The organism is Microlunatus parietis (assembly GCF_013407955.1).
Classification (GTDB): Bacteria; Actinomycetota; Actinomycetes; order Propionibacteriales; family Propionibacteriaceae; genus Microlunatus; species Microlunatus parietis.
This window is the reverse complement of the sequence record NZ_JACCBU010000001.1, coordinates 2,192,088-2,214,227: the sequence shown is the minus strand read 5'-3', so window position 1 is coordinate 2,214,227 and position 22,140 is coordinate 2,192,088. Positions and strand designations below refer to the sequence as shown.

The window sequence follows — 22,140 nt, the reverse complement described above, 5'->3', positions numbered from 1 at the left end:
CACCGGGTGCAGCCAGGAGGTCGACGGCTTCTGGAGTCGCCGATCAGGAGCGCAGCGCGTCCAGGTCCGCCTTGGTCAGAACCGAACGGATCGCCACACCGTCGGCGGCCAGGGCAGCGCCGCCGGAGCCGGTCCGGTCGATCGCGCAGATCACGGTGTCGACGGTCGCGCCGAGGCCGCGCAGTCCGGCCGCCCCGTCGCGGACCGCGCCGCCGGTGGTGATCACGTCCTCGATCAGGGTGACCCGCCGTCCGGCCACGTCGGCTCCTTCGATCAGCTGCCGAGTCCCGTACGTCTTCGGCGCCTTGCGGACGAACACGGCCGGCAGCCCGGTCAGCGAGCTCACCATCGTGGCGATCGGCACGCCGCCGAGCTCGAGCCCGCCGAGCAATTCGGTCTCCCGCGGCAGCAACGGCACCATCGCCTCGGCGACCCGGCGCAGCAGGTCGGGCCGGGACTCGAACCGGTACTTGTCGAAGTATTCCGAGACGATCTGTCCCGACCGCACCGTGAAGGTGCCCTGCAGGCGGCAGACGGCGTCGATCTCCTTGGCCAAAGCGTCGCGATCCATGCCGCAACCCTCTCGCATGCCGGTGATCAGTGGGGGAAGACGGGCGCGAGGTCGAAGGCGGCGAAGACCGTCGGATCCTGGAACACGACGTTGCGCGCGACGGCGCCGTCGATGACGCTCAGCACCTGCAGGGTGTGCAGCCGGAACACGCCGTCCTCGCCGGCCCGGTAGGCGACCAGGGCCGGCTGCCCGTTCGCGGTGTCGAGCCGGGTCCGCCAGTCCGTGCCACGGGTGCGGAAAACCCGCGTCATGAACGCCCCGTACGCGGCCGCGCCGGCATACCAGAGCGGGACCGGCGGCATCTCCAGCACGACATCCGCGGTGAGCAGGCCGACCAGGGCGGTCACGTCGGCCGCCTCGAAGGCCCGCACGTAGCGGTCGACCGTGCGGCGTACCGCGGGATCGTCCGGCTCCGCCAGGTCCGGACCCGGCTCGGCCGAGGCCAGGGCGACCCGAGCCCGCTGCAGGGCGCTGTTCACCGCGGCGGTCGTACTGTCGAGCTGGTCGGCGACCTCCGCGGCACTGAACTCCAGCACCTCCCGCAAGATCAACACCGCCCGCTGCCGGGCCGACAATCGTTGCAGGGCCGCGACGAAGGCGAGCCGGATCCCGGCCCGCTCGGCGGCGTGCTCGGCCGGGTCCGCACTCCGCGCGCGGTCGGGCAGCGGCTGCAGCCACGGCACCTCGAAGTCGGGCACCAGCGGATGGTCGGGGTCGCCGGCGGCCGGGCCGAGGCCGGACGGCAACGGCCGGCGGGCACGCCCGGACAGCGCCGTGAGGCAGACGTTGGTCGCGATCCGGTAGAGCCAGGTGCGCCAGGAGGCCCGCTGTTCGTCGTAGCGATCGCGGGCGCGCCAGGCCCGTAGCAGCGTCTCCTGGACCAGGTCCTCCGCGTCGCTGAAGGAGCCGAGCATCCGGTAGCAGTACACGATCAGCTCGCGCCGGTACGGCTCGACGCTCGCCTCGAACTCCGTACGCAGCAGGGATCCGGTCACTCCCGGCAGATTAGTCGCGCCGCCGCGATGAGTCCCGGGTGATCGGCGAGTACGTACCGGTGACTTCATCGACCGACCGAGGAGAAGATCATCATGAACCGCGTCATCGTCATCAAGTTCAGCACCGTGGACGGCGTCGTCGAGGATCCGGACGGATCGGACGGCACCCCCTTCGGCGGCTGGGCGCTCCGGACCGGCCGGGCAGCCGTCGCCGACGACAAGTTCCGGCTGGGCGACAAACTGGAGACCGGTGCCCTGCTGTTCGGCCGGGCCACCTGGCAGCTGTTCAGCCGTCGTTGGCCGAGCCGGACGGATCCGTACGCCGTGCGGATGAACCGGGCCCGGAAGTACGTCGCGTCGCGCACCCTGACCGACGTCACTGCCTGGGCCAACTCCGAGTTGATCAAGGACGACCTGATCGGGTCGGTCCGGGCGCTGCGGGAGCGTCACGACGTGATCGTGATCGGCAGCATTGGCCTTGCGGCGGCGCTGGCGGACCATGATCTCGTCGACGAGTACCGGGTGTTGATCTTCCCGGCCGCCGCCGGCGCCGGACGGCGGCTGTTCGGTCCGAACGTTCCCCGGCGTGAGCTGCGGCTGGTATCGGCCGAGGCGCTGGGTGTCGTGGCCCTGCTGCGGTACGAGGTCGCGGATCAGGGGAACGTGAGCGATTCGGCGAGCTCGACGGCACGCTCCTGATCAAGGTCACCTTCGATTCGGGCCGTGATCGTCCGGCCGGTGCCGTCGGGGATGGTCTCGAAGGCGAGCGACGGACCGGACCGGCGGGCCGCGTCGGTGTGCTCGACCCCGGCGGGATCCACGTACGAGATCGTGTGCGACTCTGGCAGCCAGACGGCGAGCTCGCCGTGCACCTGCACCTTGGTGAGCCGCTCCCAGTTCCGTTTCACGAAGACGATCATGCTGCCGTCGAACTCGGACAGCAGGACCTGGCCCTGCTCGGTCTCGAACTCCAGTTCGACCACCCGGCGGTCCTGCGAGACTGCGACCCGGGTCGGCGGGCCGAGCCCGGCCGGCAGCCCGATCGGGAAGTCGATCATGGTCCTGGCCGCCTCGACGTCCGCGACCTCGATCATGATCGGCCCGCCCGGACGGGCCGGCGTCCCGGCGGAGCTGGGGGAGGGGGCCGGCGCGGACCGGAAGGCGATGCCGCCGACCCGCAGCCATTCGATCACTGCCGCGCGGACCGGGCTGGCCAGCAGCAGTCCGGCGATCAGGGCGGCGATGATCACCGCGATCAGCCGACGCCGGGCCCGGACGTCGATCACCAGTCGGCGCAGGAACCGCCGGACCGGATGCTGCTTCCGGTCCGGGATCCGGGCCAGCACCCGCTCGGCGAGATCCTCGGGGACCGGCTCGACCCGTACCCGACCGCCGAGGTCACGCAGCGCGGTCTCGAGTTGTTGATCATTCATCGACGCTCACCTCCGTCCGCAGCCGGGCCAGCGCGCGAGACAGCCGCGACTTCACCGTCCCGCGGGGCACCCGCAGACTGGCCGCCGTCTCCGCCTCGGACAGCTCGAGCAGATAGCGGCAGATCACGACCGCCCGCAGCGGCTCGGGCAGCCGGTCCACCGCGCCGGCCAGTGTCCCGGCCGAGACCGCGGTGAGCACCACCGCCTCGGTATCCGGGTGGGTGACCGTCCGGTCGTCCCACCAGCGCTGCTCCCGCTGCTCCCGCCGGGTCCGCCCGCGATGCAGGTTCCGCGTCTCGTTGATCACGATCCGCAGCAGCCAGGGCCGGAACTCCTGCCCGGCCCGGAACCGCGGCATCGCCCGGAACGCCTTCACGAACGCCTCCTGCACCACGTCGTCCGCCTCCGCCCCGGCCCCCCACAGCACCGCCGCCCGCTTCGCGACGGGCGCATGGAGCCGCACCAGGTCGGCGAACGCCACGCGCTCACCACCCGGACCGCCGTTCCCGACCCCGTCGCCGATCCCGCCTCCTTCCCGTACCCCCACTACACCGCCGACCCCACCCAGGTTCCACCCCACCCCACCCTCCGCCGACCGGTCACAAAAGCAGGCGTTCTGACGGCGTGTCGCTGCACTTGTGACCGGTCGGCAGGGAGCGCAGGGTGGCGGTTCGGCTCGCGATCTCCTGATCGTGTCGCGAGATCACTGCTGGTGGAGCGCCGGAGAGGCGGCCCGCTCCGTGATCAGGTGCTGGAGGGAGCAGCGGTCTTTCTGCCCTGCATCATCGCGACGTTGGCCCGGTGCCACCCGTCCAGCGATCCGCAGTCGAAGTAGTGGCCACGAGCGACCGATACGCCGACCGGGCCCGCGCTCAGGAGTCGGAGCATGGCGTCGGTGATCATCGCCTCGCCGGTGCCTGGATTCACCGGCTGCTCGCTGACCACCCGAAAGGCGGCCGGGGTCAGGTAGTAGCGGCTGATGTTGGCGAAACTCCCGCGGGACGTGCTCGACTTCTCGATCAGGGAGACCAACCGCCGGCTCTGTCCATGATCACGGAGCTCGACGATGCCGTATCGGTGCGCGAGTTCCGCCGGCACCGTCGTCACCTGCATCGAGGCCAGGCAGTCGGTCGCGGCGGCCCGGAGGTCGGCAAGATCAGCAGCGTTCCCGCGGCCGTCCGTTGTGGTCAGCAGGTCGTCACCGGAGAGGTAGAAGCAGGACCGCTCGCCGACGAACTCGGCCGCCAACCGTGCTGGTACCGCGGTGCCGTAGTCGCCGGCCGTGAGGTCCTGCTCGATGATCGTGAACCGGGCCGCCGCAAGTTCCTCGTACGCACGCGCGATCGGTTCGAACTTGTGCCCCCAACCCCGGCGCTCCAGGGTTGCCGCCACCTCGGGCAGTCCGTCGACGTAGTGCCGGATCGCCTGGTCGGAGCGATCGGCGACGATGCCGATGTCGTCGACGCCGGCCGCGACGAGGTCGGCCAGCAGGTAGTGCAGTACCGGCCGGTCGAGCACCGGCATCAGGCTCTTCGGTACGACCGCGGTCACCGGGAAGAGGCGGCTTCCGTAGCCGGCCGTCAGCACGACCGCGCATTCGCTGCTGGACATGCCCATGACCTTTTCACGATTCGCGGCCGCCGCGCCGAGGTGCGCCTTCGAGCTCGGCCACGGTCCCGCTCTGCGGTCGCCGGTCCACCTGACGTCTTCGGCTTGCCGCACGTGACCCCAGCTCACCCCCTCGCCGACTGGTCACAAGTGCAGCGACACGCCGCCAAAACCGCTGCTTTGGTGACTGGTCGGCGGGGTTTCTAGGGAGGGGGTCTGGTGCTGTCGCGTTCGGTGAGGGTGGGGACGGAGTCTAGGTAGGCGCCGGTGGCGGTGCCTTCCAGGACCTCGAACATGCGACGGGCGGCGTGCGCGCCGTACGCCATCACGTCGTGGCTCATCGCGGACAGGGAGGGGTGGGTGATCTGACAGAGGGAGGAGTCGTCCCAGGCGAGCAGGGAGACCTGGTCCGGCACGGTGACGCCGAGCTCGAGGCAGGTGGAGAGGCCGGCGACGGCCATGATGTCGTTGTCGTACAGGACCGCGGTCGGCGGGTCGTCGGCGGTGATCAACTCGCGGGTCGCGGTCCGGCCGGCCTCGGCGGAGAAGTCGGAGTCGGCGATCATGGGCTCGACCCCGGCCCGTTCGCAGGCACCCCGGAACGCCTCGCCGCGGATGCCGACCTGTCCGTGATCGGCGGTGCCGGAGACCCGGCCGATCTTGCGGTGGCCCAGCCCGACCAGGTAGTCGACGGCGTTGATCATGGCGGTCGCGTCGTCGGTCCAGACGGCGGGGAAGCCGGCGGCCAGGCCGGGGTCGCCGATGCAGAGGACGGGCAGGTCGAGCTTGTGCAGCAAGGGAATCCGCGGATCGTCGACCCGCAGGTCGACCAAGATCACGCCGTCCACCCGGCGCTCGGAGTTCCACTTCCGGTACGTGTCGAGCTCGGCGTCCAGGTCGGCGGTCACCTGCAGCAGCAGCGCGTACGACCGCTCGGAGAGCACGCTCTCGATGCCGGAGATCAACTCCATGAAGAACGGCTCGCTGCCGAGCACCCGCGGATTCCTGGTCAGCACCAGGCCGAACGCCTCGGTCCGCGACCCGGACAGCATCCGGGCAGTCCAGTTCGGGGCCCAGCCGAGTTCCCGGGCTACCTTGAGGATGCGTTCCCGGGTCTCGTCCGAGACGCCGGGCCTGCCGTTGAGCGCGTACGACACCGCGCCCTTGGACACCCCGCAGCGGCGGGCGATCTCGTTGATCGTGATGCGAGCCACCACCACACCTCCTTGTGTTCGCGCAGGCTCGTGTCCGTGAAGGGAGACGCTACTGCATGAACTGAACCGGTTCGGTAGAGTCGGGACACATGATGGGATGCAACGGCGCCATCCACCCATGGGCGCCACCCGGCGGCGGCGGATCGACCGCCCCCTGCAGCGGGGTCAATCACCATCCCGTCTGACCCACCGCAATCAAGGACGAGGGAGCCTCCATGTCACATCCGACTGGCCTGTCGGTGCAGCTGTATACGGTGCGCAACGCGCTGGCCGAGGACTTCGACGGCACGCTGGCGAAGATCGCCGGCTTCGGCTACACCCAGGTCGAACCGTTCGGACTGACCGACTACGCCGACGCACTGCGGACCGGCCTGAGCCAGCACAACCTGACCGCACCGTCGACCCACGTCGGGCTGCTCAAGGGTGATCAGGAGGAGATCTTCGGCGTCGCCAAGGAGCTGGGCGTCTCCCTGGTCATCGACCCGCACGTCGACCCGGCCCGCTGGGAGTCGGCCGAGGACGTGAAGCAGATCGCCGCCGACCTGAATTCCGCCGCCGAGAAGGCGGCCGCGCACGGGCTGACCGTCGGCTACCACAACCACTGGTTCGAGCTGGAGTCGATCATCGACGGCAAGCACGCGCTCGAGGTGCTGGCCGACAACCTGGCCGACGGCGTCGTGCTGGAGGTGGACACCTACTGGGCGAAGGTCGGCGGCGCGGACGTGCCGGCGCTGCTGCAGCGGCTCGGCGAGAAGGTCGTCGCGCTGCACATCAAGGACGGCGACGGGACCCGGGACAACAAGAAGCAGGTCCCGCTGGGCACCGGGTCGATCCCGATCTGGGAGTACGTCGACGCCGCCCCGAACGCGCTCCGGGTGGTGGAGCTGGACGACAGCGAGCAGGACCTGATCGAGGCGGTCGGCACCAGCTTCGCGTACCTGAGCGCCGGCAAGGGGGCTTGATCATCATGGGAGAGCAGCGCACCGGACCGGTCGGCGTCGGCATCATCGGCACCGGCGTCATCAGCAACACCTACCTGGACAACCTGAAGAGCTTCCCCGACGTCGAGGTGCTGGCCGTCGGCGATCTCTATCCGGAGGTCGCCAAGGCCAAGGCGGAGGAGAAGGGCATCGCCGTCGCCGGCGACCCGTCTGCTGTCCTGAACCATCCCGACGTCGAGATCGTGGTCAACCTGACCATCCCCGCGGCCCATGCCGAGGTGGCGCTGGCATCGGTGGCGGCCGGCAAGCACGTCTGGAACGAGAAGCCGCTGACCCTGGACCGGGCCAGCGGGCAGCAGCTGCTGCAGGCGGCAGAGGAGAAGGGGGTACGGGTCGGCTGCGCGCCGGACACGTTCCTCGGCTCCGGGCTGCAGGCCACGTTCAAGGCGCTGCAGGACGGCGTGATCGGCGAACCGCTGACCGCGTTGATCTTGTTCCAGAGCCCCGGCCCGGAGTCCTGGCACCCGAACCCGGCGTTCCTGTTCCAGGACGGGGCGGGACCGCTGTTCGACATCGGCCCGTACTACCTGACCGCGCTGGTGCAGGCGTTCGGCCCGGCCGAGTCGGTCGCCGCGATCGGCTCCAAGGCGAAGGCCAAGCGCGTGATCGGGTCCGGCCCGAAGGCGGGCCAGGAGTTCGACGTCACGGTGCCGAGCCAGACCGCCGGCCTGGTCCGGTTCACCAGCGGCCAGTCGCTGACCTCGATCTTCAGCTTCGACTCGCCGCAGCCGCGCACGCTGCTGGAGATCACCGGCACCGAGGCCACGCTGCTGGTCCCGGACCCGAACACGTTCCAGGGCGAGATCAAGATCAGGAAGACCGGTTCCGACGACTGGGAGGTCATCGGCACCACGACCGAGAAGTCCAGCCGCGGCACCGGCGCCCTGGACCTGGCCCGGGCGATCCGGGAGGACCGGCCGCACCGGGCGCAGGGCGCGCTGGCATACCACGTCCTCGACATCATGACGTCGATGGCCGAGTCCGGCGAGCAGGGTCAGTTCGTCACGGTCGAGAGCACGGTCGCGCCGGCCGAACTGCTGCCGGAGGACTGGGACCCGAAGGCGAAGACGCTCTGATCAACCCCTGCTGATCACGACGTGCGCCGAGCCTGTCGGAGGACTCCTCCGACAGGCTCGGTTGCGTTCCGGCCCGGCTAGTTGATCACACCGATGGTGATCAACACCGCGGGCAGCACCAGCGGCGAGATCGCCAGCAGCAGGGCGAGGATGCCGCGTTTGCGGCCCTTGCCGGTGCCGATCGCCTGGATCGACAAGGTGATCGCGGCACCGATCAGCACAACCGCCACGGCGAACGCGACGAGCATGATCACGGCGATGATCCCGGCCACCGCGACGGCCTGGCCGGCCTCGGTGGTGCCGTTCTGGATCAGCTGGGTGACCGCGTTCACCAGGACGCCGAGATTGGCGATCAGGAGCGCGATCGAGACCACGAACAACACGACCTCGATGATCGCGACGGTCAGTGCCGCCTTGCCGAAGCCCGTCGCCCGTTTCTCCTCGGGCGTCTCGGCCGCTGCCTCCATGTCCTGTACGTCACTCATCTAGACCTCCAGGTCGGGCGTCGTGGACCTCCGAGGGCGACCCGTAGCCCCGGCGGCCCGCGACTGCGTGTTGCGGAGCCCCGTGTTCCTGAGACTGGCACGGGTCACTCCGCGAGCGCAACCTCCCGCTCCGGTGATCTGATGATCGCCGACGGTCCGATCAGCCGGTGATCAGGTCGTTCACCGAGCGCAGCACCGGCCGGGTGGTCAGCGCCGCCTCGTCCAGCGGCGCCGGAGCCGTGATGACGAACGTGTGCGACTGGCCGGCGGTGAGCGTGATCAGACCGCTGTCCACCCGGGCTGCCGGATCCAGCCGGTCCGGGAAGATCGCCAGGTCCTTGATCAGCGCCTCCGCCCGTACCGTGACCCGCTGGACGCCGCCGTCACCGACCACCGTCACGGTCGCCGCGTCGTCCTGCGGGTGGACCCGCAGGCTGGTGTCCTCGACGAAGTACCAGTAGGCGTCCGCGGCTCCCTCCGCCACCAGGGCGAGGAACTCGGCTGTCGGGTCCTCCGGCGTGATCAACTCCGGCGCCGGTTCGATCGTGACCGCCGATCGCGGTGCCGCCTCGAACGTGACCTCCTGCTCGGCCAGGGTCTCGCTGCCGAGGCCGGTGCTCCGGCGGGTGATCGACAACGTGCCGGACCACGGCTCGTCGCTGTCGTTGTGGATGATCACGGCCGGCGCCTGACCCTCGATGGGCTGCAGATCGAACGGCCCGTTGCTGGCTGGCCGCGGCTGGACGGTGATCAGCCGGTCCGCGTAGACCGCCTTGAGCGCGTACCAGAGCGGCTTGCGGATGCCGGTCGAGTCGACCGCGGCCCAGGAGATCACCGGCCACTGGTCGTTGAGTTGCCAGACCACGGTGCCGCTGTTCAGCGGGTGCAGGCTGCGGAAGTGGGCGATGCCGTACCCGACGGCGCGGGCCTGATTGAGCTGGGTGGTCCAGTGCCAGTCGTCGGCGTGGAACGGCTCGGTGCTCCACATCGGAAGATGATCACCGAGCCCGAGCTGCAGCTTGAGGTTGCCGTCGCCGGCCTTCTGGTGCACCAGCATCTGCGGCCCGAACGGGTCCAGCGGTTGATCATGGACCACCGAGGTCAGCGTGGACCAGGCCGGCGGGCCCTGGAACCCGAACTCCGCAACGAATCTGGCGGGATAGTCGCGGTAGTGCGCGTAGTCGACCCGGTTCCAGACGTCCCAGATGTGCATGGTGCCGTGCCGGTAGTCGTTGGGGTAGTGGTACTTCGGCGGGGAGGACGGGCTGCCCGCCGTGTACGGCGTGCGCGGATCCAGCTCCGCGACCAGCGCGGGCAGCAGGTCGGAGTAGTAGCCGTCGCCCCAGGTCAGGTCGCCCAGCTTGGCCTTCCAGCCCCAGTCGACGTAGCCCCAGAGGTTCTCGTTGTTGCCGTTCCAGACGGCCAGGCTGGCGTGCCGGCTGAGCCGGGTGATCGCCTGCCGCGCCTCGGCCTCGACCTCGCTCGCCAGCGGCTCCTCCTCGGCGTACGCGGCGCAGGCGAACAGGAAGTCCTGCCAGACCAGGATCCCGAGCTCGTCGCAGAGGTCGTAGAAGTCCTCGCTCTCGTAGAACCCGCCGCCCCAGACCCGGAGCAGGTTCATCCCGGAGTCACGCGCGTCCATAATCGAATTCAGGTACGTCTCCCGGCTGGTCCGGGTGATCAACGCGTCGTCGGGGATCCAGTTGGCGCCCTTGACGAACATCCGGCGGCCGTTCACCAAGATCACGAACTCGCTGCCGGCCCGGTCCGGTGCCGTGCTGATCTCGACGGTACGGAAGCCGACCCGGCCCCGCCAGGTGTCGATCCCTGAGCCCGTCGAAGGGGCCGACCCGAGCGTGACGGTGACCGGATAGAGCGGCTGCTCGCCGTACCCGACCGGCCACCACAGCTCGGCGTCCGGAACCTCGACCATGATCACCGCCGAAGCGGTGCCGGGTGCGACGTCCTGCTCGGCCCGGTGACCGCCGATCTCGACGCTGATCTTGGTCGGCTCGGTCGCCCCGGCCGCCCACTCGAGGTCGACGTGCGCGGTGAGGACACCGCCGCCGTCCGGGCTGGGTGCGGCCAGCGGACGAACCGCGGCGATCCGGGCGGTGCTCCAGGACTCGATCCCGATCGGGCGCCAGATGCCGGCGCCGGCGAGATCGGGCCCCCAGTCCCAGCCGTACGTGCTGGCGGCCTTGCGGATCGCGTTGTAGGGATGGGCGTACGAGGCCGGCCGAGGATCGCCGAGCTCGGCCTCCAGCCGCCTCGCCGCCGTCGCCGGACCCTCGAAGTCGATCACCAACTCGTTGTCGCCGTCGACCAGCAGCGACGTCACGTCGAACCGGTAGCCGCGGTGCTGGTTGGCCGTCCGGCCGACCTCGGTGCCGTTCAGCGTGATCGTCGCCACCGTGTCCAGCCCGTCGGTGACCAGGTCGTGCCGGTCGCCCTTCGACGAGCTCAGGGTGCGCTGAAACGAGAACGTGGCCCGGTAGCTCCAGTCGGTGCGACCGATCCAGGCCAGCTTCGCCTCGTTGTCGCCGTCGAACGGGTCGGGGATCAGCCCGGCGGTCAGCAGGTCGGCGTACACCTCACCGGGCACGGTCGCCGGCGTCGTGGCGCCGGCCAGGCCGGACCAGGGCGCGGGCAGCTCCGCGGCAGGCGTGCTGAGCGTCCAGGCGATCCCGGCGGCGCTGCCGAGGTCGGTGCGGGTGAGTGATTCGGCGTTCATTCCACCGACGGTACGTGAGCGCCGCCGGCCCGGAAAACGGTACCCCCGGGACAACGACCCGATGCTAGATTGGGGCGGTCCGGCGTCGACGAGCGTGACGAACTCCGAGCCGGGCCCGTCTGGTCAGCGGCGGCTGTGATGTTCGCAGAGAGTTGACCGATCCGAGGCCGGCCGCTCTGGCCGGCGAAGGTGTGGTGGCACCGCGAGCTCCCGATCGCCCACACCTCCCGGGGCAACAGCTACCAGGAGGTGAACACAGATGACCACATCCACATCCTTGCGACGAACCTTGGCTGGTGATCTTCGGCCGGCCGAGACGGTCATGATCGAGGGCTTCGTGCACCGGCGGCGCCGGCTCGCCTCGGTGCTCTTCCTGATCATCCGGGACCGGTCCGGGCTGGCCCAGGTGGTGATCACCGAGGACCGCGAGCGCGCCGAGCAACTCGGCGAGGAGACCGTGATCAGGGCCACCGGCCGGGCCGTCGCGAACCCGCAGGCACCGGGCGGCGTCGAGCTGGTCGACCCGGAGCTGGAGGTGCTCGGCGAGCCGGACGGCCCGCCGCCGCTCGAGCTGTGGCGACCCGGGCTGAAGGCCTCGCTGCCGACGCTGCTCGACCATGCCGCGCTGGCCTGGCGGCACCCGGCCCGGCAACGGGTCTGGCGGCTGGCCGCGGCGGCCCTGCAGGCCTTCCGTGGCGCGCTGGAGGCGCAGGACTTCACCGAGATCGCCACCCCGAAGCTGGTCGGCGGCGCGACCGAGTCGGGCGCGAACGTGTTCCGGCTCGACTACTTCGGCCGGCCCGGCTACCTGGCCCAGTCGCCGCAGTTCTACAAGCAGATCATGGTCGGCGTGTTCGAGCGGGTCTTCGAGGTCGGGCCGGTGTTCCGGGCCGAACCGCACGACACGGTCCGGCACCTGGCGCAGTACACCTCGCTGGACGCCGAGTTCGGCTTCATCCATGATCACCGGGACGTGATCACCATGCTCCGGTCGGTGATCGCGGCCATGATCGAAGCGGTGGCGGCCGTTCCCGGAGCGGACCTCGACCTGCCGGCGGTGCCGGCCGAGTTCCCGGTGATCCATTTCGCCGAGGCGCTCGCGCTGGTCGGCGCCGATCCCGGCGAGCCGGACCTGGCGCCGGAGCACGAGCGCCGGCTGGGCGAGTGGGCGCGGACCGAGCACGGCTCGGATTTCCTTGCCGTGGAAGGCTATCCGGCGGTCAAGCGGCCGTTCTACACGCACCCGCAGCCGGATGATCACCGGTGGACGAACTCGTTCGACCTGATCTTCCGGGGCACCGAACTGGTCACCGGCGGCCAGCGGCTGCACCGGCTGGCCGACTACCGGGCGGCCCTCGCCGCGCGCGGTGAGGACCCGGAGCCGTACGCCGACTACCTGGCCACCTTCGGCTACGGGATGCCGCCGCACGGCGGTTTCGCGATCGGGCTGGAACGGTTCGTGGCGCAGCTGACCGGCGCCGCCAACGTCCGCGAGGTCACCCTGTTCCCGCGGGACCTGCACCGCATCGCGCCCTAACCACAACGTTCCCTGAGCTTGTCGAAGGGCTGGGCCCGATGTGCCTTGGCCCTTCGACAGGCTCAGGGCGCGGTGTTCCTCTGCGGCTACAGGGTTCCGTTCCGGTTCAGCGCGTCCACGCCCTTCTCGCCGTACACGTCCCGGACCCGCTGCCGCAGCAGCTGTTCCGAGAGCCCGGCGGCGAGCAGGTCGGCGCCCGCGTCGCTGGCGTTGATCTTGGTCGGGGCCTCGGCCGGGACCCACGGCGAGGTCACGGTGCCGCCGACGTGCTTGGCCTTCTTATTGAGTTTCGCCCAGGACTGGTACGTCTTCGCGTCCCGGACCAGCGGCAGCGCCTGCGTGACCGCGATGTTCTTCGGCTGCTTCCCGGTCAGGAAGTAGTTGATGATCGGCCGGTCGACCTGCTCGGTGCCGTACGGGAAGTGGCCGTGCGAGCCCTCGTTGTCGATCGTGATCAAGCTCGTGTTCGGCAGCTTGACGCCGGCCCGGTAGCCGCCCTCCCAACCGGTCTGCGAATCGAGCTCACCCTGCAGCACCACCGTGGCCGGGAACGTCTTCGCGTCCGCGACCGGCATCAGGGTGTTGGTCCGCCAGAACGCGCAGAGCGGCGGAGCGTCGAGGATGCCCCACTGCGCCGACAGCGGTGCCTTCTTCGCCTGCTTGGCGTTGTGGGCGTCCCAGTACGCGGAGCCCTGCGTCCACTGGCCGTCGTTGCACCTGATCATGTCGAACGGGTCCTCGAACACGCCGGTCTCGAGGGTTTCGGCGGACCGCGCCGACCGCTGCCGGTCCTGCTCCGCGGTGGCGATCTTGGTCAGCGGCGCGATCTGCTCCCGGGCGTTCTTGATCTTGGCCTGCCGCTGGCCGGCGGCCGACTTCTCGATCTTGGCCAGCAGGGTGTCGGCGGTCACCGCCGGGTTGCTCGCATCCGCCTTCCTCAGCGCCGCGTCACCGCTCTCGCCGAGTTCGATCAAGATCTGCACCACGTCGCCGGCCAGCGGGTAGTCGGCGTTGTAGCCGAACGCCCCGGCGCCGCCGAACAGCACCCAGACCAGCACCACGGTGAACGGGTCCAGCTTCGCCGTCGCCGCGAAGTAGCGCTCCCTGATCCGATACGGATCCTCGCCGAGACCGTACGTCTCGTGGTGCCGGGCGATCCAGTTGATCATGTGCATGGTGAACTGCCGGTCCCGGGCGATCGGCTGCAGGTCCCAGGTCGACTGCAGCGTCGGCTGGGTGGTGTCGATCGAGGAGTCCAGCAGGAACCGGCCGCCGTACTTGGCGCCGAACACGTTCTCGTACCAGGTACCGAGCCAGGTCCCGTAGGAGTAGCCGACATAGCTGAGCTTCGGCGCCTTCAGCAGATGCCGGATGAAGTCCATGTCGTAGACGGTCTGCTCGGTGCTGATCGTCCGTACGTCCTCGTTGGCCGAGCAGGCCTTGCCGGCCGCCTTCAGTTCGGCGTACGGATCGGTGGAGGCGGAGTCCCACTCGTACGAACACGAGGCGTGGCTGCTCTGCCCGACGCCGCGCGGGTCGAAGCCGACGTAGTTGTAGTAGGGGTTCAGGTCCGGCGTGCGCTCCTGCATGACCGGGCCCCAGATCAGGCCCTCACCGCCCGGGCCGCCCGGGTTGACGAACATCGTGCCCTGGTAGCGCGCGTTGTCCGGCTCGATGTTCTTCGCCTGCGAGATCCGGATGTTCCAGGTCTTGCCGTTGCCCGGATCGTGCCAGTCCCGCGGCACGACGACCGTCGCGCAGGAGACGTTCGGCACGTTGAAGCGATCGTTCAGCGCCGGGTCGCCGAAGTCGCACTGCTCCCAGGTCAGTTTCTGCTGGGCCAGGTCGCCGGCCAGCTTGGCGACGTCGGGTACCTTGCTCGCCGCGGCGGCCGGGGTCGACGTTGCGTAGACCGCCGACGACACCGCCAACGCGGGTGCCAGGAGCAGGCCGACCCACCGGCGCCACGATGATCGTGGACGTGAGGCTCGGCCCGCAGCTGAGGATGATCTTGACTGATTCATGCGCCCTCCCGAGAATTCAACGCCCTGATCCGGGCGGATTCGTGTGGGGTCAATGAACCAAAGGAGACCGAGCCGCCGACAGTCTCAGCGCTGGCGCGATCCGGCAATGTCCGGTTTCGGACAGTTCAGATCCAGCCCCGCTTGGCCGCCTGGACGCCGAGCAGGAACCGGGGGCTGGCGCCGAGCAGCTGGTGCAGCCGGTTGATCCGCCGCTGCACCGTGCGCTCGCTGACGCCGAGTTCACGGGCGATCGAGGCATCGGTCAGCCCGGTCGCCAGCAGTTGCAGCAGCTGCCGGTGCTCGTCGGCCCAGGAGGAGTCGTCCAGCGACGAGATCGGGACGGCGAGCGACCAGATCGAGTCGAACAGCCGGACCAGGGCCTCCAGCAGGGTCGACGGGTGGACCAGCACGGCGTCCGCGTCCACCGGGTCGTCGGTCCGCGCGCCGTCGGTGCCGGGCGTGCTGCCGTACGGGAGCAGCAGCAGGGCTCGTTCCTCGTCGGCGATGATCATCCGCACCGGAACGTCCGGATAGGTACGGGCCTCCTCGAGCCCGTTCGAGTTCCGTACCGCGGCCATGATCAACGGGTCCTCGAGGACGGCCTGCTGGTAGACCACCCGGTACTTCACGCCGCGGTGGGTCGCCGCCTCCTGGACCGGCGAGATGGTGCCCTTGCGCTGGCTGAAGTACGGCGCTCGGTCGAAGCAGAGCACCTCCCGCTCGGCGCCCGTCTCCACCTGGTGCATCGCCTCGCGGGCCTGGTCGATGCCCCGGATCACCTCGAGGAATCCGCCCGAGGTGGTGCCCTGGATCGACGCGTAGTGACTGGCCGCGAGCCGGGCCCGGCGGATCCGTGCCTCCTGCTCGATCACCCACCGCTCGACCGCCAGCCGGACCGGCACCGCGACCACGCCACCGTCCTCCGCCCGGACCAGGCCGACCCGGGTCAGCTCCGCCACCGCGTCATGATCGATCCGGTCGCCGCCGCCGGGCGTTCGCAGCAGCTCCCCGTACAACTCCTCGGCCGCCCGCGACACCTCGAACGGGGCCAGATATTCGGACTGACTCCCCGCAACGCCATCCATGCCGTCAAGTCTCCCTCAGCCCGGGGCACCCGATCGCGGTCAAGCCGACCGGTCCCATTCAGTCACTGGTAACCGGGCGTTGTCGCGGGCGCACCAGCATGACGCGCGTCGATCCGCCCGGTCCGTCTCGGAGGTAGTCATGCCCAGCCCTGCCCGTACCCTCGTACCGCTGCTCGCCAGCCTCGCCGCCGCCCTGATCGTGCCCGTCGCGGCCCCGAGCGCCGCCGCCGCCGACCGGAACCGCGACCCCGAGGTGATCGCGCACCGCGGCTCCTCCGGCGTCGCTCCGGAGAACACCCTCGCTGCCGTACGGCAGGCGCTGCGGCACCGGTCCGACACCGTCGAGAACGACGTCCAGCGCACCAAGGACGGCGAGTTGGTGATCATGCACGACACGACGCTGGCCCGGACCACCGACGTCGAGCAGGTGTTCCCGGATCGCGCGCCGTGGAAGGTCGGCGACTTCACGCTGGCCGAGATCAAGAAGCTGGACGCCGGCTCCTGGTTCGGCCCCGAGTTCGCCGGTGAGCGGGTGCCGACGCTGGCGGAATGGGGTGCGGCCGTCGGCAACGCGCGGATGCTTCTCGAGCCGAAGGCGCCGGAGCTCTATCCCGGGATCGAGAAGGACCTGGACCGGGAACTGAACTCGGTGCCGGCCCTCCGGAAGGCGCTGAAGGCCGGCCGGATCGTCGTCCAGTCCTTCAACCACGCCTGGCTGCGCGACTACAAGGAGATCGCGCCGGAGGTCCCGGTCGGCCTGCTCTACGGGTCCAAGCCGACCGCTGCCGACATCGAGGCGGCCGCGACCTGGGCCGAGCAGGTGAACCCCGCCCTCGGCGTGATCGACCAGGCGACCGTCGACCTGGTTCATGATCAGGATCTGGAGATCCACGTCTGGACGGTGAACGACGGCCAGGGCATGCGCCGGGCCCGGGACTGGGGCGTCGACGGCATCATCACGAACTACCCCCAGGTGCTCCGCGACCTCCTTCACAGGTCCTGACCTGCCGAGAGCGAGTTCGGCAGTGAATTTCCGCCGCGACTGACCGGCGGAAATTCACTCTGCATCGCCGTGGGTCAGAGGCGGAGCAGGGTGATGGCGTAGGCGACGATCCAGGCGGCCCAGCCGAGCCAGCCGATCAGGCCGATGACGGCGACGCGGTTGGTGCCGTCGGCGTTGTACGGGGCGACGGTGGCGGAGGCGAAGAGCAGGGCGGCGCTGATCCAGCCGAGCCAGGCGTGCCAGGCCGGGATGAGCCCGAGGGTCGCTCCGGCGGCGGTGAAGCCGAGCACGGCGACGGCCAGGAAGACCTGGTTGAAGCCGAACAGCACGTTGCCGAACACCCACAGCCCGGCCACCGACGCACGCCCCTGCCGGGCGGCCTCGGCCATCCCGAAGCGGAGGGCTTCGACCACCATGAACGCGGCGTTCTGCATCAGCACGCCGGCGAACCCGACCAGGGCCCAGCTGTTGCTCGCGAGTTGATCATGACGCCAGAGCGCGCCGAGCAGCCCGGCAGCGAACAGCGTGGTGCACAGCCAGCCGGCCGGGGCGAACACCGAGGGCGCCTTGATCCGCTGCCCGGCGCCGGCCAGCGCCTCGGTGGCGGCCAGGGACAGCCGGGCGCCAGGCATCGGCAGCCCGACCCGGAGATAGACGACGTTGATGACGACGGCGAGCAGGACGAAGCCGAGGCCGGCCAGACCCGCCAGACTGGTGATGCTCACCGGGACCACAAATTCAGATTACAGTGCATATATCGAATGTAAGCTACGGAAAGTCAGACCGCAATCATGGAGAACGAGACCGGTCGGCGCCGGTACACCTCGCTGCGCCGCGTGTCGCAGGCCCAGCAGACCCGCGCGGAGATCGCGGAGGCGGCGCGGCGGCTGTTCGTCTCCCAGGGCTGGGCGGCGACCACGGTGCGCGACGTCGCACGGGAGGCGGGCGTGGCGGTGCCGACCGTGTATGCCGCGTACCAGAACAAGGCCGGTCTGGTCTGGGCTCTGGCCGACGCGGCGGACCTGGCCGCCGGCCTGCCGCAGCAACTCGACGAGCTGGAGGCCACCGACGACCCGCGGCGGCAGTTGGCGGCGATGGCGGCCTACGACCGGCGGCTGTTCGAGCGGGCCGGCGACCTCATCGCGCTGATCCGGGACGCCGGTCGCACCGAGCCCGACTTCGCCGACTTCTATCTGAAGGGCCGCCGGCAGGTCGGCGAGCTGCGTACCGAGGTGTTCGCGTCCTGGCCCGACGGCACGCTCCGCCCGGGCCTGGACGTCCCGACCGCCGTCGACATCTATGCGGCGCTGTGCAACCTCGACGTCTTCGCCACCCTGCGCGTCGAACGCTCCTGGTCGCCCGACCGGATCGAGCAGTGGTGGGGCGAGGCGCTGGCCCGCGAACTCCTCGCCCCGGCCGGCTGACCGGTCAGCCCGCGAGGACCTCGCGGAGCTTGGCCGCGAACGCGTCCGGCTCGCCGGGCGGCATGCCGTATTCGCCGCCCATGAACGCGCCGTGGTCGCCGGGGAAGATCACCGGCCGCTGCCCGATCCGCTCGGCCACGATCTCTCCGGTACGGCGCGGGAGAGCTGCGCCGGTCTTCTCGCCGACGGCGACGACGATCCGGGCCGGAGCGGCGCGCAGGGCGTCGAAATCGTGCTCGTAATAGTTGCAGTCGATCATGTTCTGGCCGAGCAGCGCGTCGTCGCGGGTGCCGTCGTCCTCGGTCGGCAGGCCGAACTGCGTCGGGTCGACCGGCCACTGCGGGAAGTCGGCGGGGATCTCGCCCTGGTGGCTGACCAGCATGATGAACTTCGCCATCGCGGGGCCCATCCCGCTCTTCAGGTACGTCTCGTTGATGTCGGTCACCGCAGCCAGCGCGGCGGCCCGGTCCGGCAGCACCTGGGTCGCCGGCGGCTCGTGGGCGACCAGCGTGCGGACCTGTTCGGGATGCCGTGCGGCCAGGACCAGTCCGTTCACGGCACCGCCGCTGCTCGCGAAGATGTCCACCGGCCCGCCGCCGACGGCGTCGATCAGCCGGTGCAGGTCGTCGGCGTGCTCGTCCGGCGTGGTCCGAGCGGCGCCGTCGGTGCGCCGGCTGCGGCCGGCCGCGCGCGGGTCGTAGGTGACCACGGTGCGGTCGGCGAAATGGCCGGCGAGGGTGGTGAACCCGACGGCGTCCATCGGCGAGCCGATCAGCAGCAGCGGCGGCTCGGTGCTGTCGCTCTCCCGGACGTCGTAGTGCAGCACGGCACCGGGTACGTCCAGCGTGAAGGACTTCGGTTCGGACATCTGGCTTCCTTCCTTAGCGGTTGTCGTTACCGACTCGGCCCGTGCCGGAAACTCATCGCCCCGGTTTAGTGTGTCCAGCGTGACCGACTTCAGTGAGATCTACACCCCGACGGAGGAGCACGAGGCGTTCCGGGCGGCGGTCCGCGAGGTGTGCGACGCCAAGGTCGCGCCGAATGCGGCCGAGGTGGACGAGACGGCGACGTTCCCGCAGGCCGCGTACGACGCGCTGCGGGCCTCCGACTTCCACGCCCCGCACGTGCCGGAGTCGTACGGCGGGGTCGGCGCGGACGCGCTGGCGACGGCGATCGTGATCGAGGAGGTGGCCCGGGCCTGCGCCTCGTCGTCGCTGATCCCGGCGGTCAACAAGCTGGGCACGATGCCGATCCTGCTCTCCGGCAGCGACGAGCTGAAGCAGGCCTACCTGCCGCCGGTGGCGTCCGGGGCGGCGATGTTCTCGTACTGTCTCTCCGAGCCGGAGGCCGGTTCGGACGCGGCGTCGATGAAGACCCGGGCGGTCGCCGACGGTGATCATTACGTGCTGAACGGGGTGAAGCGATGGATCACCAACGCCGGCGTCTCGGAGTTCTACACGGTGTTCGCGGTCACCGCTCCCGACGCCCGCAGCCGTGGCATCAGTGCGTTCGTGATCGAGAAGAATGATCATGGAGTGTCCTTCGGCGCGCCGGAGAAGAAGCTCGGGATCAAGGGCTCACCGACCTGCGAGGTCTACCTTGATCAGGTACGGGTGCCGGCCAGCCGCCTGATCGGCGAGCCCGGCACCGGCTTCGCCACCGCGATGCGCACGCTTGATCACACCCGGGTCACCATCGCCGCGCAGGCGATCGGGATCGCCCAGGGCGCGCTCGACTTCGCCGCGGGCTATGTCAAGGAGCGATCCCAGTTCGGCAAGGCGATCGCGGACTTCCAGGGCATCCAGTTCATGATCGCCGACATGGGGATGAAGCTGGAGGCGGCCCGGCAGTTGACCTACGCGGCGGCGGCCAAGTCGCAGCGCGAGGACGCCGACCTGACCTACTTCGGTGCGGCCGCCAAGTGCTTCGCCTCCGACGTCGCGATGGAGATCACCACCGACGCGGTGCAGTTGCTCGGCGGGTACGGCTACACGAAGGACTATCCGGTCGAGCGGATGATGCGGGACGCCAAGATCACCCAGATCTACGAGGGCACCAACCAGGTACAGCGGATCGTGATGGCGCGCCAATTGCTCAAGTCGTGAATTTGATCACCGCGGCCCCGGCGTTGCCCGTCGCCGGTGGTGCGCGATGGTCGATAGTGTCGGCGACGACTCCGACACGAAAGCAGGGATATGCCTCGCTGGAAGACCGGTGTGACTGCGGGCCTGGCCACGATCGCGACTCTATCCATGATCGCCGCCACGGCACTGCCGGCCACGGCCAAGACCGCCTCTTCTCCTTACACGGAACAGAAACTCGACTGGGGTGCGTGCGGCTTCGAGGCCGCCGTCCCGGTCGAGTGCGCCCTGATGACTGTGCCGCGCGACTGGGCGGAACCGGCCGCCGGGGACGACCTGACGGTGCAGGTCAGCCGGGTCGTCGCGACCGGCGCGGACGGCCGCCGCGGCATCGTGGTGACCAACCCGGGCGGGCCGGGCGGCCAGGGGACCGACCTGCCGGCGGCACTGGCCGAACTGCAGCCCGACCTCAACGTCGGCTACGACCTGGTCGGGATGGACCCGCGCGGCACCGGCCGGCTCGGCTCGTACGAGGAACTGCCGAAGGACATGCTGACCTGCGAGGTACCGGTCGGCCGGCTGCCGGACGGGCCGCTGGATGCCCGGGATCGTTCGCCCGAGTCGATCGCGGAGAACCAGAAGGCCGCCCGGGCCGTCGCCGAGGCCTGCCAGAGCCAGGCCGTCACGCCCTACATCACGACCTGGCAGACCGCTCACGATCTTGATCTGCTGCGGACCCTGTTCGGCGTCGACAAGATCAACTACATCGGCTATTCGTACGGCAGCTGGCTCGGTGCGAAGTACGCCTCGATGTTCCCCGAGCACGCCGGCCGGATGGTGCTGGACTCCAATGTCGACTGGCAGGGCCGGCTGATGGCTGACTTCGAGGACTTCCCGCGGATGGGGCAGCGGCAGATCGACGACGTCTTCCTGCCCTGGGCGAACCGGATCGCGCCGGAGGTCTTCGGCGACACGGTCGAGGAGGCGCAGGAGGCGGTCGAGCGCGGCCGCGAGGTCGCCGCCGAGTACGGCATCGACGGCAACAGCTACGACGCGATGTTCATCGGGAACGGCAGCCAGATCGGCTGGATCCTCACCCTGCTGGTCGTCGCGTCGATGGCCGCCGACGAGGAGGCGCTGGACGGCATCGCGGTGTCGGAGGCCGACCGGGCCGTGCTCGACCGGGTGTCGCAGGACCGGTTCGGCGTCCCGGCGGCGAAACTGACCCGGGCGTTGGTGATCAAGAACAACCTCGGGCAGGACGACTACCTGCCGGCCCCGCTGACCCGGTTCGCGGTCGCCTGCGGCGATCAGCCGACCGAGACGACCGAGTGGTACAAGCGGCTCAGTGATCGCCAGGGCCCGAGGTATCCCTACGGTGGTTGGCAATACGGGCTGAGCGAGGTGTGCGGCCCGTGGACCGATGAGCCGCTGCAGGAGCTGCCGGAACTGCCGCGCGAGGTGCGCGACGACATTCTGGTCGTGCAGGGCGAGTTCGATCCGCAGACCTCCTACGAGCAGGCGATGAAGGCGGTCCGCAAGGCGCCGGGCGTCAACGTGGTCCGGGTGGACGACAGCCCGTTCCACGGTCAGTACGCGCTCCAGGGCAACTACTGCGTCGACGGGGTGGTGAACAACTTCCTGATCCACGGCTCGGCGACCGACGAGGCGATCTGCTCCTCGGTGCCGTTGCCGCTGGAGGAGAAGCTCCACCCGGTCGAGGGTCCGGTGGACGACTACCTCGATGATCATCGAGACGGCGGCGGTTCGCTGGTCCGGGTCGTCGACAGCGTGCTCGCCCTGCTGCTCGGGGAGCGGATCTCGCGGCTGAACCAGTAGCCGGGTGAACACCCGGGCCGGTAGGGTTCG

20 protein-coding genes are annotated in these 22,140 nt (G+C 69.9%); 8 read left to right on the top strand and 12 right to left on the bottom strand.

Going from position 1 to position 22,140, the window contains the following annotated elements; translation table 11 throughout:
• Positions 1-43 precede the first annotated feature (43 nt).
• A complete protein-coding gene (pyrE, locus tag BKA15_RS10490; RefSeq protein WP_179750529.1) occupies positions 44-571 on the bottom strand; it encodes an orotate phosphoribosyltransferase in 528 nt (175 codons plus the stop codon).
• Positions 572-597: 26 nt separating this feature from the next.
• The gene (locus BKA15_RS10485; RefSeq protein ID WP_312878932.1) at positions 598-1,566 is read right to left on the bottom strand and encodes a sigma-70 family RNA polymerase sigma factor; all 969 of its coding nucleotides are present in this window, start codon (positions 1,564-1,566) and stop codon (positions 598-600) included.
• A 93-nt stretch (positions 1,567-1,659) separates the two neighbouring features.
• Here BKA15_RS10485 and BKA15_RS10480 point away from each other — a divergent pair, with 93 nt between their 5' ends.
• Positions 1,660-2,265, top strand: coding sequence for a dihydrofolate reductase family protein (locus BKA15_RS10480; protein WP_179750525.1), 606 nt, complete (start codon positions 1,660-1,662; stop codon positions 2,263-2,265).
• On the opposite strand, the gene BKA15_RS10475 is transcribed toward BKA15_RS10480, so the two are convergent.
• The 4 genes from BKA15_RS10475 to BKA15_RS10460 form a co-directional block, all read right to left on the bottom strand.
• The gene (locus BKA15_RS10475) at positions 2,220-2,999 is read right to left on the bottom strand and encodes a hypothetical protein (RefSeq protein ID WP_179750523.1); all 780 of its coding nucleotides are present in this window, start codon (positions 2,997-2,999) and stop codon (positions 2,220-2,222) included. The two genes, BKA15_RS10480 and BKA15_RS10475, sit on opposite strands and share 46 nt — an antisense overlap.
• Positions 2,992-3,579, bottom strand: coding sequence for an RNA polymerase sigma factor (locus tag BKA15_RS10470; protein ID WP_312878931.1), 588 nt, complete (start codon positions 3,577-3,579; stop codon positions 2,992-2,994). Before BKA15_RS10470 ends, BKA15_RS10475 begins: the two co-directional genes overlap by 8 nt.
• A 164-nt stretch (positions 3,580-3,743) precedes the next feature.
• Complete coding sequence (locus tag BKA15_RS10465) at positions 3,744-4,610, bottom strand: sugar phosphate nucleotidyltransferase (protein WP_179750521.1); 867 nt, start codon at positions 4,608-4,610, stop codon at positions 3,744-3,746.
• A 200-nt stretch (positions 4,611-4,810) separates the two neighbouring features.
• Positions 4,811-5,821 (bottom strand): LacI family DNA-binding transcriptional regulator, encoded by a 1,011-nt coding sequence (locus BKA15_RS10460; protein WP_179750519.1) that lies wholly within the window; start codon positions 5,819-5,821, stop codon positions 4,811-4,813.
• Positions 5,822-6,036: 215 nt separating this feature from the next.
• Between BKA15_RS10460 and BKA15_RS10455 the strand changes: the two genes are divergently transcribed.
• Entirely contained in the window at positions 6,037-6,783 is a 747-nt protein-coding gene (locus BKA15_RS10455; protein WP_179750518.1) for a sugar phosphate isomerase/epimerase family protein, read from the top strand.
• 5 nt (positions 6,784-6,788) lie between these two features.
• Entirely contained in the window at positions 6,789-7,898 is a 1,110-nt protein-coding gene (locus BKA15_RS10450) for a Gfo/Idh/MocA family protein (protein ID WP_179758369.1), read from the top strand.
• Between the two features lie 77 nt (positions 7,899-7,975).
• On the opposite strand, the gene BKA15_RS10445 is transcribed toward BKA15_RS10450, so the two are convergent.
• Positions 7,976-8,383, bottom strand: coding sequence for a hypothetical protein (locus BKA15_RS10445; protein WP_179750516.1), 408 nt, complete (start codon positions 8,381-8,383; stop codon positions 7,976-7,978).
• Between the two features lie 160 nt (positions 8,384-8,543).
• The gene (locus BKA15_RS10440; RefSeq protein ID WP_179750514.1) at positions 8,544-11,117 is read right to left on the bottom strand and encodes a glycoside hydrolase family 2 protein; all 2,574 of its coding nucleotides are present in this window, start codon (positions 11,115-11,117) and stop codon (positions 8,544-8,546) included.
• A gap of 259 nt (positions 11,118-11,376) precedes the next feature.
• Between BKA15_RS10440 and aspS the strand changes: the two genes are divergently transcribed.
• The gene (aspS, locus tag BKA15_RS10435) at positions 11,377-12,654 is read left to right on the top strand and encodes an aspartate--tRNA(Asn) ligase (protein WP_179750512.1); all 1,278 of its coding nucleotides are present in this window, start codon (positions 11,377-11,379) and stop codon (positions 12,652-12,654) included.
• 86 nt (positions 12,655-12,740) lie between these two features.
• Here the strand turns inward: aspS and BKA15_RS10430 are convergent, their stop codons facing one another.
• Both BKA15_RS10430 and BKA15_RS10425 read right to left on the bottom strand, forming a co-directional pair.
• Positions 12,741-14,579: an alpha/beta fold hydrolase gene (locus BKA15_RS10430; RefSeq protein ID WP_312879680.1), complete on the bottom strand. Its 1,839-nt coding sequence runs from the start codon at positions 14,577-14,579 to the stop codon at positions 12,741-12,743.
• A 224-nt stretch (positions 14,580-14,803) separates the two neighbouring features.
• The gene (locus BKA15_RS10425; protein ID WP_179750508.1) at positions 14,804-15,763 is read right to left on the bottom strand and encodes a helix-turn-helix transcriptional regulator; all 960 of its coding nucleotides are present in this window, start codon (positions 15,761-15,763) and stop codon (positions 14,804-14,806) included.
• Between the two features lie 139 nt (positions 15,764-15,902).
• On the opposite strand from BKA15_RS10425, the gene BKA15_RS10420 reads away from it, so the two are divergent.
• On the top strand, positions 15,903-16,766 hold the full coding sequence (locus BKA15_RS10420) for a glycerophosphodiester phosphodiesterase (protein WP_179750506.1): 864 nt from the start codon (positions 15,903-15,905) through the stop codon (positions 16,764-16,766).
• A gap of 74 nt (positions 16,767-16,840) precedes the next feature.
• Here BKA15_RS10420 and BKA15_RS10415 read toward each other — a convergent pair whose 3' ends face one another.
• A complete protein-coding gene (locus BKA15_RS10415; protein ID WP_179750504.1) occupies positions 16,841-17,491 on the bottom strand; it encodes a hypothetical protein in 651 nt (216 codons plus the stop codon).
• 66 nt (positions 17,492-17,557) lie between these two features.
• On the opposite strand from BKA15_RS10415, the gene BKA15_RS10410 reads away from it, so the two are divergent.
• The gene (locus BKA15_RS10410; RefSeq protein WP_179750502.1) at positions 17,558-18,190 is read left to right on the top strand and encodes a TetR/AcrR family transcriptional regulator; all 633 of its coding nucleotides are present in this window, start codon (positions 17,558-17,560) and stop codon (positions 18,188-18,190) included.
• Positions 18,191-18,194: 4 nt separating this feature from the next.
• On the opposite strand, the gene BKA15_RS10405 is transcribed toward BKA15_RS10410, so the two are convergent.
• Positions 18,195-19,058, bottom strand: a complete 864-nt coding sequence (locus tag BKA15_RS10405) for an alpha/beta fold hydrolase (RefSeq protein WP_179750500.1) — start codon at positions 19,056-19,058, stop codon at positions 18,195-18,197.
• 79 nt (positions 19,059-19,137) lie between these two features.
• On the opposite strand from BKA15_RS10405, the gene BKA15_RS10400 reads away from it, so the two are divergent.
• Together BKA15_RS10400 and BKA15_RS10395 are read left to right on the top strand one after the other, a co-directional pair.
• The gene (locus BKA15_RS10400) at positions 19,138-20,295 is read left to right on the top strand and encodes an acyl-CoA dehydrogenase family protein (protein WP_179750498.1); all 1,158 of its coding nucleotides are present in this window, start codon (positions 19,138-19,140) and stop codon (positions 20,293-20,295) included.
• 147 nt (positions 20,296-20,442) lie between these two features.
• Positions 20,443-22,110: an alpha/beta fold hydrolase gene (locus BKA15_RS10395; RefSeq protein ID WP_246322310.1), complete on the top strand. Its 1,668-nt coding sequence runs from the start codon at positions 20,443-20,445 to the stop codon at positions 22,108-22,110.
• Positions 22,111-22,140 lie beyond the last annotated feature (30 nt).

What these genes read in the sequence shown, in the direction of transcription:
- BKA15_RS10480 (WP_179750525.1), top strand. Translation starts at nt 1,660, where the DNA reads ATGAACCGCGTCATCGTCATCAAGTTCAGCACCGTGGACGGCGTCGTC.
- BKA15_RS10455 (WP_179750518.1), top strand. Translation starts at nt 6,037, where the DNA reads ATGTCACATCCGACTGGCCTGTCGGTGCAGCTGTATACGGTGCGCAAC.
- BKA15_RS10465 (WP_179750521.1), bottom strand. Translation starts at nt 4,610, where the DNA reads ATGTCCAGCAGCGAATGCGCGGTCGTGCTGACGGCCGGCTACGGAAGC.
- BKA15_RS10420 (WP_179750506.1), top strand. Translation starts at nt 15,903, where the DNA reads ATGCCCAGCCCTGCCCGTACCCTCGTACCGCTGCTCGCCAGCCTCGCC.
- BKA15_RS10395 (WP_246322310.1), top strand. Translation starts at nt 20,443, where the DNA reads ATGATCGCCGCCACGGCACTGCCGGCCACGGCCAAGACCGCCTCTTCT.
- BKA15_RS10445 (WP_179750516.1), bottom strand. Translation starts at nt 8,383, where the DNA reads ATGAGTGACGTACAGGACATGGAGGCAGCGGCCGAGACGCCCGAGGAG.
- BKA15_RS10410 (WP_179750502.1), top strand. Translation starts at nt 17,558, where the DNA reads ATGGAGAACGAGACCGGTCGGCGCCGGTACACCTCGCTGCGCCGCGTG.
- aspS (WP_179750512.1), top strand. Translation starts at nt 11,377, where the DNA reads ATGACCACATCCACATCCTTGCGACGAACCTTGGCTGGTGATCTTCGG.
- BKA15_RS10425 (WP_179750508.1), bottom strand. Translation starts at nt 15,763, where the DNA reads ATGGATGGCGTTGCGGGGAGTCAGTCCGAATATCTGGCCCCGTTCGAG.
- BKA15_RS10440 (WP_179750514.1), bottom strand. Translation starts at nt 11,117, where the DNA reads ATGAACGCCGAATCACTCACCCGCACCGACCTCGGCAGCGCCGCCGGG.
- BKA15_RS10405 (WP_179750500.1), bottom strand. Translation starts at nt 19,058, where the DNA reads ATGTCCGAACCGAAGTCCTTCACGCTGGACGTACCCGGTGCCGTGCTG.
- pyrE (WP_179750529.1), bottom strand. Translation starts at nt 571, where the DNA reads ATGGATCGCGACGCTTTGGCCAAGGAGATCGACGCCGTCTGCCGCCTG.
- BKA15_RS10475 (WP_179750523.1), bottom strand. Translation starts at nt 2,999, where the DNA reads ATGAATGATCAACAACTCGAGACCGCGCTGCGTGACCTCGGCGGTCGG.
- BKA15_RS10450 (WP_179758369.1), top strand. Translation starts at nt 6,789, where the DNA reads ATGGGAGAGCAGCGCACCGGACCGGTCGGCGTCGGCATCATCGGCACC.